Source organism: Plantactinospora sp. CA-294935 (genome assembly GCF_050936445.1).
In the GTDB taxonomy this organism is placed as follows: Bacteria; Actinomycetota; Actinomycetes; order Mycobacteriales; family Micromonosporaceae; genus Plantactinospora.
In genome coordinates this window covers 5,271,113-5,284,751 of record NZ_JBNJMU010000001.1, presented here as the reverse complement: position 1 = coordinate 5,284,751, position 13,639 = coordinate 5,271,113, and the positions used below count along the sequence as shown (strand labels likewise).

General features: G+C 67.7%; 10 protein-coding genes and 1 pseudogene. 3 read left to right on the top strand and 8 right to left on the bottom strand.

Annotated features, from left to right (window positions below):
- Nucleotides 1–133 precede the first annotated feature (133 nt).
- Nucleotides 134–793 carry a hypothetical protein gene (locus ACQEVC_RS23660; protein ID WP_432881196.1) on the bottom strand — a complete coding sequence of 220 codons (660 nt, stop codon included), beginning with the start codon at nucleotides 791–793 and terminating at the stop codon, nucleotides 134–136.
- Nucleotides 794–1,284: 491 nt separating this feature from the next.
- Between ACQEVC_RS23660 and ACQEVC_RS23655 the strand changes: the two genes are divergently transcribed.
- Complete coding sequence (locus tag ACQEVC_RS23655; RefSeq protein ID WP_432881194.1) at nucleotides 1,285–3,048, top strand: hypothetical protein; 1,764 nt, start codon at nucleotides 1,285–1,287, stop codon at nucleotides 3,046–3,048.
- 120 nt (nucleotides 3,049–3,168) lie between these two features.
- On the opposite strand, the gene ACQEVC_RS23650 is transcribed toward ACQEVC_RS23655, so the two are convergent.
- From ACQEVC_RS23650 to ACQEVC_RS23640, 3 genes are all read right to left on the bottom strand, one after another.
- The gene (locus tag ACQEVC_RS23650; protein WP_432881191.1) at nucleotides 3,169–3,645 is read right to left on the bottom strand and encodes a kinase; all 477 of its coding nucleotides are present in this window, start codon (nucleotides 3,643–3,645) and stop codon (nucleotides 3,169–3,171) included.
- Between the two features lie 120 nt (nucleotides 3,646–3,765).
- Entirely contained in the window at nucleotides 3,766–4,704 is a 939-nt protein-coding gene (locus ACQEVC_RS23645; protein ID WP_432881188.1) for a hypothetical protein, read from the bottom strand.
- A gap of 64 nt (nucleotides 4,705–4,768) precedes the next feature.
- The gene (locus ACQEVC_RS23640) at nucleotides 4,769–6,616 is read right to left on the bottom strand and encodes a hypothetical protein (RefSeq protein WP_432881185.1); all 1,848 of its coding nucleotides are present in this window, start codon (nucleotides 6,614–6,616) and stop codon (nucleotides 4,769–4,771) included.
- A 202-nt stretch (nucleotides 6,617–6,818) separates the two neighbouring features.
- Here ACQEVC_RS23640 and ACQEVC_RS23635 point away from each other — a divergent pair, with 202 nt between their 5' ends.
- Entirely contained in the window at nucleotides 6,819–7,604 is a 786-nt protein-coding gene (locus ACQEVC_RS23635) for a DUF6928 family protein (protein ID WP_432881182.1), read from the top strand.
- Between the two features lie 20 nt (nucleotides 7,605–7,624).
- Here the strand turns inward: ACQEVC_RS23635 and ACQEVC_RS23630 are convergent, their stop codons facing one another.
- On the bottom strand, nucleotides 7,625–8,251 hold the full coding sequence (locus ACQEVC_RS23630; RefSeq protein WP_432891659.1) for a DUF6262 family protein: 627 nt from the start codon (nucleotides 8,249–8,251) through the stop codon (nucleotides 7,625–7,627).
- Nucleotides 8,252–8,275: 24 nt separating this feature from the next.
- Here ACQEVC_RS23630 and ACQEVC_RS23625 point away from each other — a divergent pair, with 24 nt between their 5' ends.
- Nucleotides 8,276–9,565 carry an IS701 family transposase gene (locus ACQEVC_RS23625; protein ID WP_432881180.1) on the top strand — a complete coding sequence of 430 codons (1,290 nt, stop codon included), beginning with the start codon at nucleotides 8,276–8,278 and terminating at the stop codon, nucleotides 9,563–9,565.
- A 210-nt stretch (nucleotides 9,566–9,775) separates the two neighbouring features.
- Here the strand turns inward: ACQEVC_RS23625 and ACQEVC_RS23620 are convergent, their stop codons facing one another.
- From ACQEVC_RS23620 to ACQEVC_RS23610, 3 genes and pseudogenes are all read right to left on the bottom strand, one after another.
- Nucleotides 9,776–10,324 (bottom strand): hypothetical protein, encoded by a 549-nt coding sequence (locus tag ACQEVC_RS23620; RefSeq protein WP_432892113.1) that lies wholly within the window; start codon nucleotides 10,322–10,324, stop codon nucleotides 9,776–9,778.
- A gap of 33 nt (nucleotides 10,325–10,357) precedes the next feature.
- Nucleotides 10,358–10,537 (bottom strand): annotated as a pseudogene (locus ACQEVC_RS23615) (tyrosine-type recombinase/integrase); the annotation flags it as partial.
- Nucleotides 10,538–12,340: 1,803 nt separating this feature from the next.
- Nucleotides 12,341–13,525: a tyrosine-type recombinase/integrase gene (locus ACQEVC_RS23610; protein ID WP_432881178.1), complete on the bottom strand. Its 1,185-nt coding sequence runs from the start codon at nucleotides 13,523–13,525 to the stop codon at nucleotides 12,341–12,343.
- Nucleotides 13,526–13,639: the final 114 nt, after the last annotated feature.

Sequence of the window (13,639 nt, the reverse complement as noted above, 5' to 3'; positions counted from 1 at the left end):
TGTTGTATCAGCCGCAACATTGATGCGTCTACCTCGGACCGCTGGCCGGCGTAGGCAAGCCAGCCGACCGAGGAGTCCCGACCGAATGGTTGACCAGCACAAACGACCGTCGCGCCAAACGCAGAATGTTGCATCACATGCAATTCATCTCGTTTCTGACCTTGAGCCAGTCGGCGCGACCCAGCCGGTAGGCGCCGGCTAGGGCCTTGACGACGAGCCCTTCGATACCGACGTCCTCGCCGTGGTCGTACCAGGCCAGCGCATGGTCCCGGTCGATGGTCAGCGGGCAGAGCGGCAGCTCCGGCGGCGCATTGGTGAGCAGACGCGCCAAGCGGACCCGCCGCTGCACCAGCGGCAGACGGAGCACCTCCATTCCGGCGTCTTGCAGCAGGTCGAAGACGACCAGGTGGGCGGGGTGCTGCCGGATCTCGTCGAGAAGGCGGCGTCCGGCGGTGACACGCCGTTGCAACAGTCCGAACGAGGTACGCGCTCGGCTGGTCTCCCAGGCCACCAGCTCGCCGTCGACAACTGTCCCCGGCGGCAGGGTGAGGGCCAGGTGCCGGCAGACGTCTGGGAAGTAGCGGTGGAGCGGGCGGCCGGCGCGGGACTGCAGGAAGACGCCCTCTGCCTCGACGAACGCTACCGCGCGCCACCCGTCCCACTTCGGCTCGACGGCGATGCCGGTCCGGTTCAGGTCCGGCAGGTGGGGTGTCGGCCGTGCTCGCATCGGCTCGATCGGCGGACGCAGCATGATCCCCCAACGGCGTCGTAGCGCCCGGGGGGTCGCCCTCACCTTATGCAGCTCTGCCAGGCCGCAGGGCGGATTCACGGCGATCGGGCTCGCCCCTTTCAGGCCCGTCGCACCTGAAGATCCTGTCGAGATCGGCATCACCCCGGTGTCGGAATCCGTTGTCGGACCTGTTCGACAACCGGTCCAGCGACTGCACTGGAGAGGGCTTCTGGCTCCCGACTGAAGAGTCCGGTCGGAGGGTGTCTGGGATGGTTGTCGAACGGCTCGGCGGTCGGCGTTGGGCGCAGTCGCTGCCAGGGGCGGCAGGCGGGGTAGCTGACCGGCAGCTGTCGGTCCAGGTAACCGTAGGGCCGCACCTGGACATCGTGGGCCGCCAGCGGCGAGCAGTTGCCGCCGCGGGTCCGAGCCCGGTCACGGCAGGCGCGGCCCGCCATCGTGGTCGCATCCTGCTGGCGGTCACCGGTGACGCCGTTGACGCGCCGTACGAGGGTAGTTGTCCCGGTCGCGGGGACGGCCGAACCGAGCTACGGATCATGACCTTGACGACCGCCACGGCCAGCGTCATCGACAGCGGTGTGCGGGTACCGGCGCCGCCTGGTGTGGATAAGGTGCTCGGCCCGAGCCTCGCCAGCGAGGGCGAGGACTTGCACTTGTGGTTCAGCGCGGTCACCGCTGACGGGCGCTGGTGGATCTATCACACGGTCAGTGCCGACGCCGCCGCGTGGTCCCTGCCCACCGCGGTTGCCGGTCTTACCCCGGCAGGCGGGAGCGACCGGGTGCTCTTGGCGTCGGTGCTGCGGCGGGGCAACGAGTGGTGGATGTGGTACGCCGGCCACGACAGGCGAGGGCGAGGTGTGCACGTCGCCCGCTCCGTCGACGGACGGGCGTGGCAGCACGGTGGGATGGCCGTGGATCGCGGAGAACCGGGCAGCGCGGACGCCGACGCCGTCGACTGCCCAGCCGTTGTCGAGGCCGCCGACGGCACCCTGGTCATGGCCTACGGCGCCGCCGACTCGCGCGGCATCGCGGCGGCGGTCTCTTGCGACGGCGTCGCCTGGCGCAAGCTCGGTCCGATCCTGCACCGCCGGCTCGACGGTCCGGACTCCCGCCGTGTCTGGTACCCGGTGTGGCTGTCCACCGGGCCGGACATCGCTGACCTGCTCTACGCGGGGCAGGACGATCACGGCCGCTGGAGCATCCTCACCGCCGGCCGGGTCGACCTGGCGTTGCTGGCCGCACGGCCCAGCCCGCTGCCGCTGACGAGCGCGGCCGGCGCCGCGCTCACCCACATCCGTGCCGCCGTCACCGCCGATTACCTGGTCGAGCCCGACTACCACCGGCCCGCGCCGCTCTACCGCTCGCCGGACGGCCGGGTCGAGCAGCTTCGCCCCAGCACCAGCCCGGTGTTCGCCGTCCGCGAGGGTCACGGCCGGCCGGCGAGAGTCGTGAAGCTCGGCCGGGACCGAGCGAGCGTCGAGCGCGAGTTCTCCGGCCTGCAGGCGCTCGCCCGCTACTACCCGGTCCCGGCCGCGACGCTGCACTACCAGCGGGGACAGGCCGCCCTGGTCATGGAGCACCTCGACGGCATCCCCCTCGCCCGTTTGGCCGGCACCGACCCGGACCGGTTCGAGCGCGTCCTCGACGCCGTCGCCGCCCGCCTGGCCACCGCCGCGCAGGCCACCCTCCTACCCGCCAGTCACCTCGACGGGCCACCGGATCACACCGAGGAGACCCCGGACGTCCTCACCGCCTGGGCCGCCGAACTGGCCACCCGACTCCGCCCGTGGGCCCGGCTTCGGCTCACGCTCGACGGCGACCCACTCGACTTCACCCTCGCCGATCTCATCGACCTCACCCGGCGCCGGCTCGCACAGCCGCCGGCGTGGGTCGTCCACGCCAGCGGCGACCCGCACCTCAACAACATCCTCGTCGCCCGGGAGGGGCAGCGGTGGTGGCTGCTCGACTGCGAGTACGCCGGACTGCACGACCTGGAGTACCTCCTGGCGAAGCTGATCACCTCGTGCTTCAAGCACACCGGTCTGCTCACCGCCCAGGCGACGACCAGACGCCACTGCCTGCACCTCACCTCGGCCGTCGAACACCCGGTCGCACGGCGGGTGTTGAGCACACCGTGGCTGCTGAACCGGTTCGCCAGGCTGCCCGTGGACCGGGAGCGGCTGGCTGCCCATCTGCTGCCACTGCTGTACTTCCGGTTCACCACATCCGACGGCCGCCCGCCCGCGTTCGGCGTGACCGCCCTCGTCCTCGCGGCCGGAATGATCCTCGGCCAGCGATAACTCGATACCGAGTCCCCGCCCGGCCGGAGAGAGGGATCAGCGGGGTAACGGCGGCGACCGATCTTGGCGCGCGAACGGCTGGGGCCGGGCGTGGCTCGGTGTGCCTCACACCGGGCCGGTTCACCCGGCGACTGGGCTGGGGACGGCGAGGCCAGCGGTGTGCTGGATGAACACCACGGTCTCCTCCAGGGAGGAGGACTCGGGGATTACCATCTCGTCGGGCAGGCCGAGGAGGTCGCGGGGCCGGTACCAGCCGCGCATGTCCTCGGCGGTGAACTCGGCCGCCTGCGGCCGGAGCGTGTGCCGGCGCAGCGTCTCCTCTAGGGACACGTCCAGGTAGAACAGGTACGTGTCACCGCGATGGTCCCGGCGCAACGCCGAGATCATCGGCCCGTATCGGTGGGAGATGAGGATCCCTTCGAGGACCACGTGGTAGCCGTGCCGCAGCGCGAGCCGCACGGTCTGGGAGATCAGCTCGGGGGCGAGGCCGCCGTCGACGTCGCGTTCCCGAAGGACGATGCGGCGCAGGTAGTCCTGCTCCAGCTTACCGAACGCCCGAGGTGCGATTGACGGCTCTGAACTGGCCAAATACGTCACGCACATGTTCGTAACGTTGGGCGCGATGAGAGCTGGCTGTCAACGGACGGCGAGGGCGCGTTACCCCCTGGAGAGATCCGGATTCGACAGAGCGCATTTGGTCGGCTGCTGCAGGCCGCTCTAACCCGTCACTCGAAGGAGGTCGAGGTCAGTGCGGTACCAAGCGGTGCGGATGAAGACGTGCAGGTCCGGTCCTCGGCAGGTTGATCTGGCGTCACGTAGTTCCATCCCGTCCGGGAGTACGAGCCGCCGTGGTGAATCGGTGGCGACCAGACCCTCTGGGTTGATCTGAAAGCCGCTGACCAGGTCGTATTCGGGTCCGGGGCCGCTGATGAGTGCCCCGGTGCGGTCACCGACGAGAAGGCGGTGGGCGCTTCGGTACGGTGCCTCACCGTGGTCGATCGCGCGATCGCCGCACGCCGATACCAAGTGGAAATGGGTGTAGGCACAGGTCCAGGCTGTTTCGTTGGCAACGTTCAGCGCGTAGCAGTCGAAGATGTCAGAAACCGATGCAGATTCACGCGGGTAGAGCCACGCCGGTTGCAGGTCGTTGGCGAAACGGGCGAGCCCATGGGTCTGCGGACCGCTTCCGCTCATCGCCTCGTCGAAGTAGCTGACCCAGATCTCGCCGGTAGGGGTGGTGAGCACGTCCTCGATGGCGTCGCCAAGGTCGCCGTGGTGGTGTTGCCCGTCCGAACTCCAGATCTCGGCATTGGCCCCCTGCCCGTTTCGGGCTCGGACCAGCAGGATCCGGCCGTCGGGCAAGGGCTGGACAAAGTGCGGTTGCAGGCACCCGTCGAGGATTACTGAGGCGACCGGCTGACGGCTGCCGTCGTGAGTGGTCACGAGTCTGCGCTGTGGCTGGTCGCGATGGTTCCAGACGGCCAGGACCTCCTGATCCGGGCCAACGCCCACTGCCTGTGGTGTCCGCTGCCACTCCGGATCAGTCTGTGACGGGGTCAGATAGCCGACACGGCGCAGCGGCACGACGGGCAGCCGAAGTACTTGCAAGCGGCGCCGAAGGGACTGCTGATCACGATCGGCTCTGGTTGATGTCATCGCGGTGGTCCTCCAAGCCAAGGCGGGCTGCCGTTCCGGAACGGGCCTCTTGTTGTCGTGGTGATCAAGGTGACCTTTCGGCGATCCGCTCGTGGGCATCTTCCGTTGCGGCCAAGAGCTGTTCGTCGGCGCGCATCTCGGCGTCGGGGTTACCGAGGTATACCGCTACCCGCCGGTGGGCCGACGTGAGTTGATCGAGGTGGTCGAGTACGGGGCGAGCGTATGGCCCCATCGCGGCGAGTACCCGCAGCGCCTCCGGCCCGAAGACATCGTCATCTAGATACTGCGGCAGCTGTTCGAGCAGTTCGTCGGCGACGGGCGGCCCTTCGGAACGCCACAGCACCCCGGCCGAACGCACCTGCATCGCACCGGGATAGCCGAACAGGTGCCGCAGTTGCTTGCGCTGGCGGTCGGTGAGACCGCCGTGGTCGACAAGCCAGGTCAGCAGCATCGGTGCGATCCGGCAGCGGCGCAGTTGCTCAGGGCGCTCGGCGAGATACCGGTCCGCCACTGCCCGATCGGACGTGATCATCAGGAGTGCCCGTGTCGCAAGGTCCGCGCTACGCCCGCGGCCGTTCGCATACTGCTGCAGCACTGGTATCGCTGCCGCGGCGGCGGGGCCGATCCGTTCCAGAACGTGAATTTCGAGAACCGGCTCGACAGGAACATCACGTTCCACCGCTGCCAGGATACGAGCGATGAGTTCGGGGACCGCGTCGGCGGCGGCCGGACCGAACGCGGCCAGGGCATGCATCGCCATGTCCGCCGGGCAATACCGCCACCGCTGGCTCGGCCGACACGGATCCCGGTGCGTGGCCAGCACCTGCCGGGCGGCGGCCACTGGCACCACCGGAGCCGCTCCCGCCCGCGCGACGGCAGCAAGTGCCTCGGCAAGGCGCGGCTCGGGATCGTCGGCGTACATCAGCCGCGCCAGTTGCGGAGCCGCCCGGCGGTCGCCGATGCAGCCCAACGCCGTGGCGGCCACCGCGCCCAGCTGTGGATCAGTCATGATCACTGCTAGGTGATCGGCGGACAGCCGGGTGGCGGTCAACGACGCGGCCACCGTCCGCACCGCGGCCGACCGCACCGCAGACGGCTCTTTGGTCAGCAGGCCCGCCAGCATCGTTGCTAGCCGAGCGGGCCCGGCACGCCACGTCCGTATCGCTTCGAGAGCGAGCGCGACACCGGCCAGTTTGACCGGCGCATCCTCGGCCGACCCGGCCAACCGCTCGGCCCACGCATAGCAGTCTTCCTCTCGGTCCAGGCGCGCCAGCACCAAGGCCCAACGTTCGCCGCCGGTCAACGACGTTCGGCTTCCCAGCGCGCCGAGCACACCCTCAGAAGCCTTCAGATCGGCATAGATGACGGCATCCAGCTCAGGCCAGGCCGCCGCGTCGGCCGCGCGAAGTGCTTCCAGGTTGGCCAGCAGCCGCACCGCGGGCACCTCATCGAACCGCAACCTCACCACGGCCTGCGACCACGCCCGGCCATCACGGCGCGACCTTGCTGCCAAGGCCATCGCTTCGGCCAGCGCTACTCGAACGGCCGGATCGACCGCAGCATCCAACGCGGCCACGACCCGATCGCTCCCACTGGCAGCCACCAGTGACCATGCCGCAGCCCGCCGTACTACCTCGTCCACGTCACCCAGAGCACGCTCGGCAGCCTCGGCCGCCTCCGCCCATACGACATCCGGGGCGCACAGGTCGCTTAAGAGGTCGAATGCCGCCCGCCGAGCCGTACTACGCGGATCATTCGTAAATGCCAAGAGCTGCAGGGCGGTCCGGCCACCACGATCGGCGCTGACAGCCGCGAAAATCCGTGACCGAGCATCGTGCCCGCCGACACCGATATCACCCGAGACAAGTGCCGTCTCCAGCCAATACCACTCAGCCAGCCGATTCGCCGGCATCGGGGCACTCACCGCATGGGGCGCAGGACGCCCTTCCCGTATGACATGACCCGATCATGAAGCAGAGAACTCGACGCCGCAACGTCTTTCACAGCATCACCGAGGTCGCCTCATCCTTCGACCTGGTCAACGCGCCGCCGAGCACTCGCCCATGATCATCGCCAGGTATGGTGCGAGGACGCCGCGGGGCAAGGGAGGTGTCATGGGCGCGAAGACGGCGCTGTTGGCTTTCACTGACGGCGATTTGCGGCGGGCGTTGCTGGGTGCGACCCCGTCCGACTCAGCAGAGGCTGAAGCCCTTGTCCGGGAGATCCTTCCCGGGTACGACGTGACGTTGGTTGGCGATAGCACCCTCGACGTGACCTACCCGCCCGATGACATCACCCATGTCACGGTGCTGCCCGGAGCTGAGCTCCTGTGCGACCGCAGGCTGGTCCTCGACCGTCCCTCGGAACTGCCTGAGCACCTGCTCCGAGCCGGTGCCGGCAGGCGGATCATCATGCACGGCATGCACTCGGTCGTGGACTGGCTCTGCTTCGCGGTCTGGGAGGACGGGAAGCTGGTTCGCTCCTTGAGTCTGTCGCCGGACGGCGGCATTGAGGAGAACATCGGCGAGCCGTACGACTTCGAGCGCCCGTATTGGGACGGCCTACATCCGGTTGAACCGGATCCGGGGTGGGAAGACGAAGATCCTTACCCGCTGCCGTTCCATCCGTTGGAGTTGGGCGGGGAGGCCCTGCGCGCCTTGTTCGGCTTCATCATCGAAGGGCTACCTAGGCCGGACGACATCGACGCCGACAGCGTCCACATGCACGTTTTCCGCGTCGGAGACCCATCAGGTCAGGAACAGGCAGCACGTGAGGCAGCCTACGAGCAGGCGACGCGCGATATGGGGCCGCCGCGGATGTTCCGGGTGGGCCCGGACGGGACCATGCACGAGGTCAGCTGGGACGAGATCGAGAAGTCCCATGCGCCGGATGCGCTCTGACTCCTTTGAGCCAAAGTTGGTCACCGTGTAGGACGATCTGACTTCCTTGCCTGCTTGGGCATCTGGGCGTCGAGGATCTCGGCTTCGAGGTCGGCAAGGCGCTTGTCGAGGAAGCGGTTGTTGGAACGGGCGGCTTGCAGCTTCTGCTCGACGACGCGGTTGTCCTCGGCGAGCCGGCGGACACGCTGTTTGAGCTCGGTGTTCTCCTCGGCCAGGCGTTGGGCCGTGCCCTCGGTGTATTCGGCTTGGAGATCGCGGAGCTGACCCAGCAGAAGGCCGATCCGCTCGCGCTGTATGTCGATCTCGGCGTAGACAGCCTTGAGAGCGTGCTCGGCATTGAGAGCGCGCTGTTGCCAGGATGCCTCGACGTTCGCGTCGTGCGTTGCCTGCTCTCGCCGTCTCCGATCGCCAGCGGCTTCGATGGCGGTGGCCACGAGGTTCTTGGCGTCGGCGTTCTGGTAGAGGAAGGTGCGCGACACGCCAGCTCGGGCCGCGACCGCAGGATAGGTGATGGGGATCCGCTCGCGGCGCATGGTGCGCAGCGTCATGTCGATCCTTTCCAGCTTTCCGCGGGTGTTCTGCTGGCGGGCGCGGTTGGCCGCCTGCGTCCGGGTAGCGGTAGTTTGTCGCCTTCGTAACCTTTCTATGGTGTGTGGCGTTGCGTTCGGTAGGTGTTCTGTCGAGCGTTGGGGTGCTGGGTGGTTCGTGCGGTGTGTCCGCCGGCTGCGGGTCCGTTGGAGGATTACGCGGCCTGTTTCGATGGATTGTTCTCCCGGCTGGCCCAGCGGCGCGGGTTTCGTGAGTATCTGACCGGGCTGCTCGCACCCCGTGATCGGAACAAGACCTTGACCGGTCTTGCCGGGGCAGAGCCGGTCGCCGGCGCGCAGCATGCTGCGGTGCAACGGTTGCAGTACTTCCTGTCGCAGTCCACATGGGACGCGGACGAGGTCAACCGGCGGCGGCTGGAGTTGCTGGTGAATGCTTCGGCCACCGCGCCGCACGCCCATGGTGTGATCGCGATCGACGATTCCGGCGACCGTAAGGATGGCACCGCGACGGCACACGTCGGGCGGCAGTGGCTGGGCCGTTACGGCAAGACCGACAACGGGATCGTCACCGTGACCACGGTGTGGGCCGACGAGCGTGTCTACTATCCGTTGCACGCGCAGCCGTACACCCCGGCCTCCCATTTCCCTCGCAAGCAGGCCGACCCCGAGTTCCGGACCAAGTTGCACATCGCCGCCGACCTGATCGCCAAAGCACTCGCCGCCGGCGTGACCTGCCGGGCAGTAGTGGCGGACAGCTTCTACGGCGAGCACGACGACCTGCGTGGTGCGCTCCGCCAGAGCGGGCTGGGTTTCGTCATGGCCCTCAAGCCGTCGAGGGGCACCTGGCAGTACGGTGCCGAGGCATACACGCCGAAAGACGCCGCCCGCGCCGTGCCCTGGGGCGGCCCGGACGATCCCGGCGGCTGGCACCCGGTCACGCGCACCTTCCGTGACGGGCACACCGAGACCTGGTGGGCCACCGACGCCCGACTGGGCTGGTGGGAACCCGACGGGCACACCCGCCTCGTGGTCGCCACCACCGACCCGAACACCTTGCCGGACAAGGCCACCTGGTACCTGGCCACCAACCTGCCCCGGCCCGGCGGCCCGCACGACACTACTGACGCCGCCCACGAGGCGGCGGACCTGACCGAAATCGTGCGGCTCTACGGAATCCGGCACTGGATCGAGCAAAGCTACAAGCACGTCAAGGACGAACTCGGCTGGGCCGACTTCCAAGTCCGCTCCGCCATCGCGATCCGCCGCCACCAAACGCTCGTGCACTGCGCGTTCTCGTTCTGCTGGGACACCTGGTTCGACCAACCATCCGCAAGCGACAACACCGCCACTGTCCCGGAATCCGTCCCCGACGACTCCGGAGAGAGGGGGCACCGAACCGAGCCCCACCGCTGAGCAGCCCAGCTGGCCAAAAGCCCTCCGCGCCGTCCGTGCCTGGCTCACCCCATGGCTGCTACTACAACGCTGCTGGACAGCCTGGACCAGCAAACCGCCGCCCCGCGAACTCCAGCAACTCCTCAACGCCGTCGGAAACGGCCACGCCCTCAACCTCTATCTACCACCATAAAGGTGACAAACTACCGGTAGTTCCGGCGGTGGTCGTGGTCATAGATCTTCCTTCGAGCCGGCCGCGACGAGGTCAGAGGTTCGGAATCCGACGGCCCAGAGCCGGTGGAAGTAGTCCTGCGGGCGGCGCAGGTCGAGCGCGAGCGCGTCTTCCAGGAGGTTGAGGCCGGCCAGTGCTCGTTCCAAGCCGTCGATGGCCTGGGCGGTCGGCTCGAACTGTTGGTGCAGCCAGTCAGCCATCTCATCGGTAGGAGCGCGCTCGGCGAGCGAGTACCACTGTTCTCGTTTTCGGCGCCAATAGAGCAGGTCAGCGCCGGTCATCACGAACTTGTCGCAGCCCTCGCAGTTCAGCTTCCATGGGCAGGCGCCGCCGTCAACGACGACCTGGTAGGTGCAGATACCCCCGTCCGTGGGAGTGCTGCGCCGCCCAAGATCGATCATCAAGGCTCGGGCCTGCTCGGGGGCCAGCGGTGTCACACCACCGGAGACAAGGGCGCCGGGTTGTGGTGCCGCCGGCCCGGCGACCCAGACGGTCTGCAGGACGTCGTCGATCTCGCTGAGCGCGACCTTGGCGTAGTGCTCACTCATCCGTTCGGAGACATGGCCGAGGTAGCGCTTGATGTGCTGCAGGCTGGCGCCCGCCGCCAGTAGTCGGGTCGCGAGCGTGTGACGGGCTTGGTGGGGAACGGCCGGATTGAGGCTGAGGCTGGCGATCCACCGCCGGAACCGGACGTTGAACCAGGCACTGCTGACGGCGTAGGTGCCGTGAGGGTTCCGGTAGCCGCGGGGAAACAGCGCCATCGTGCCGCGTTCCTCCAGGGCGGGCGTTCGCCCGTACCGGTCTTCGAATCGGGTGATGGTCTTGCGTTGCCGCTCCCGCAGCCGTTGAAAGGTGTAGTCGGGGATGCGGATGGCCTCGTTGTATTTTTCCGACCTTTGTCTGGTCGTGCCAGAGCAGCGGGGCGCCGTTGTGAATTCCGATGCAGTCCAGGCGGAGTCCGATCACTTCGCCGGCTCGCCGGCCGGTCGCGACGATCGTCTCCCAGATGTCGCGTATCCCCCGGTCCATGACGTCGGCCTGTTCCAGCTGTTCCAAGTTGGCCTGGTCCACCAGGGCGCGGGCGGTGTCGTCGTTGTAGGGGCTTCGCGGGCGAAAGGGCCGCTTGCCGGCCAATGGGAACGCCCAGACAACTTTGCGGTCCAGGCCGATCTGATCGGTGCGGCCCGCTTCCAGTGCTGCCCGCATCATTCGCCGCAGAGCATCAAAGGTGCTCTTGCAGGTTATGTCGGTGACGGTGGGCGTCTTGGCGTTGTTGCTCGGCCGCAAGGACGGCAGCCGGTCTCGTGCTCGACGGCGTTGGTCGGCGACGAACTGGTCGACATGCTCGACCGACAGCAGGGACGGATCGTGTCCGCTTGCCGGTGCCCGGGCTTCGAGGAAAGATCCCAGCTCCTGCGCCGCGACGCGGATGGCGAAGTAGGCGCCGCGGCCGCGGGGACAGTTCGCGGAGCGCAGGAGGTCTGCTAGGTGCTCCCAGAGCAGGTCACGAAGCCATCGTTGCGGGATCTGGGTGAGGTCGAACCGGTTGTTGAGCTTGGTGACCCGGCGCCCGAAGTGCTCAAAGTCGATGTAGCCGGCTTCCTTGCTCTCCGTTGGCGTGACGTAGACGGTCTCCAAGTCGTGGAGCATCTCGGTCACGATCACCCGCTCTTGCTCTCCCCGGCTCTCCCGGTCGAACTCGTCCAGTGATCCAAGGTCCCGGCAAACCTCCACCACCCGCAGGATCGCGTGCATCCACCAGCGGGTGTGGTCAGTGCGCTGGGTGTAGGCGTGCAGGCCCCACTTCAACTCAGCCTTGACCAGGGGTTTCATGCCGTAGAGGCTGATCTGCCCGGGCCGTGGAGCCGGCTGAACCTGACGACACCAGCGCCAGAATGCCGTCTCGTCGCCATAGGTGACCGGGACGACTTCGCCGCGTCGATCGAGCCAGCGACCCCAGTTGGACGGCAGCCGGGCCCCACCCGGCCGGCCAGCTCGCCGGTAGAGCTTCTCGTGGTCCTCGCAAAGTAATAGCGGCGAACGAGCCAGCTCCGAGCACGAAACCGCAGCACAGTCGCCGTAGGACGCGCAGGGTTCCAGCCCTGCTACCCACTCGTCGAACACGGCAGCGTCCGAAACCTGTGTAGATCCGCTGACTTCCAGCCAACGATGCACGTGGAAGGTGCACAGCTCAGCCGACATGCCGCGCTGGGCCGGCCGACCGCACTCCCGGACACGACAACCCGGTGGCGGGGCAAGCCGCCTGCTGGGGTCGCCCCGCGGCGCGGTGCGCAGGAACTCCAACCGATCCATGCCGGACGCTTCCCGTTCGTACCACTGCTTCAGATGATTGCCGCAGAGCTCCCGGGCCTTGATGTAGCCGTCACAACCGTCGATCAGGCAGTTCCAGTGCAGGGCCGGATGGTCCTTCGGGATGTGGATGACGTCGCTGCGAAACAGGGGGTCGAATCCCGGTCCCTCGATCAGCGCGGTCAGGACCTCCAACCGGTCCCGGAACTCTCTGTCGTTGACTTGAACCAGCGCGAGGCGGGAAACGGTCGCCGTCACGTCTGGCTCCAGACCTTGCGCAGGGCCGCCTGAAACTGAGGATCGTGGATGTCGGTGTGACCGTAGATCTCGTCGACGGTGGCGCTGGACGCCCAGCCGCCGGCGTCGCGGGCGATCACGAGGTTGCCACCCGATGCGTCCAGGACCGCGGTGGCGAAATTGTGCCTCGCCTGATGCGGATGAACGCGACCGAGCCCGGCGCGCAGACCCGCGCGCCGGAACATGCTGCGGGCGCCCGCCGCGGACAGCGGCTGCCCGTAATGGTCACCGCCGAGTTGCACCAGCAGCATCCCGTGGCCGGTCGCCGCCGTGCGGGGATATTCGCTGGTCATGTAGGCGAAGTAGGTGTGAATCATCGCGGGGCTGACCCGCCGTATCAAACCGCCATGCACGACGCCGTTGACCAGGTCCCAGGGGTGTTTCGTCTTCGCCCTGGCCTCGTTGGCGTTCGTCTCCCGGTGGCAGATGTGGACGTGCGCGGTGCGGGCCTGGGCGCACTCGGCGTTCTCCCGCAGGTGCAGGTCGGCGAGATGGAGTCCGCACAGCTCCCCGATACGGAATCCGCCGTCATACAGCCACGTGACGATCATGCGATCTCGGGCGGTACTGAGCTTGCCGAGCAGCCGGCCGCGGCCGTCGTCAGGGAGCAGCTTCGGATGCCGTCGGCCACTGCTTCGCGGGGCAAGCGGGTTAGCCGGCAACGTCGACGTGACGTGGCCCAGCAGCGCTCGATCGCGGTCCACCTTCGACGGCAGCCGGACCTGGCTCAGATCGCGTTGGAGATCAGCGTTGCGGCTCTCCGCGCCCAGGCCGAGGTAGAAGCCCTTGAGCACCGATGCGGCAGTCCCGAGTGTCGTTCTGCCGTACGCCCGCTTGCCGACACGCCACGGTTCACCGAGCGGCATCCGGACCTCGGCACCAACGATGCCCATGTACCGCTCGAGATCTCGCAACCGAACGGTGCTCAGCTGCAGCGCTTCACGCTCGAGCCACCGGAGATGATCGACCAGCAGGTACGCGTACGTACGCTGCGTTCCCGGCTCGCCCTCGTAGCGTCGCAGGTAGCGGTCGGCCTCGTCGTGGACCGCGCCCTCCGGCCACAAGATGGTCCACGCTCGCCGGCCGCCGCTGAGATGGATCTCCTGGACCCGTATCTGCCCCACCACACGTCTGCGGTCCAAACCTTCTCACATCCCCTACGTCCCGTACCTGGAGATCATGGAAGGTTACGAACGCGGCGAGATCAATACCTGGGCTCGGGCTGGACGTCACGTACACGAAGAGGGCGGTCGGAA

Bases quoted from the DNA above. Each gene is read 5' to 3' on its own strand.
- ACQEVC_RS23655 (WP_432881194.1), top strand. From the start codon at position 1,285: ATGACCTTGACGACCGCCACGGCCAGCGTCATCGACAGCGGTGTGCGG.
- ACQEVC_RS23620 (WP_432892113.1), bottom strand. From the start codon at position 10,324: ATGAGTGAGCACTACGCCAAGGTCGCGCTCAGCGAGATCGACGACGTC.
- ACQEVC_RS23640 (WP_432881185.1), bottom strand. From the start codon at position 6,616: ATGCCGGCGAATCGGCTGGCTGAGTGGTATTGGCTGGAGACGGCACTT.
- ACQEVC_RS23635 (WP_432881182.1), top strand. From the start codon at position 6,819: ATGGGCGCGAAGACGGCGCTGTTGGCTTTCACTGACGGCGATTTGCGG.
- ACQEVC_RS23645 (WP_432881188.1), bottom strand. From the start codon at position 4,704: ATGACATCAACCAGAGCCGATCGTGATCAGCAGTCCCTTCGGCGCCGC.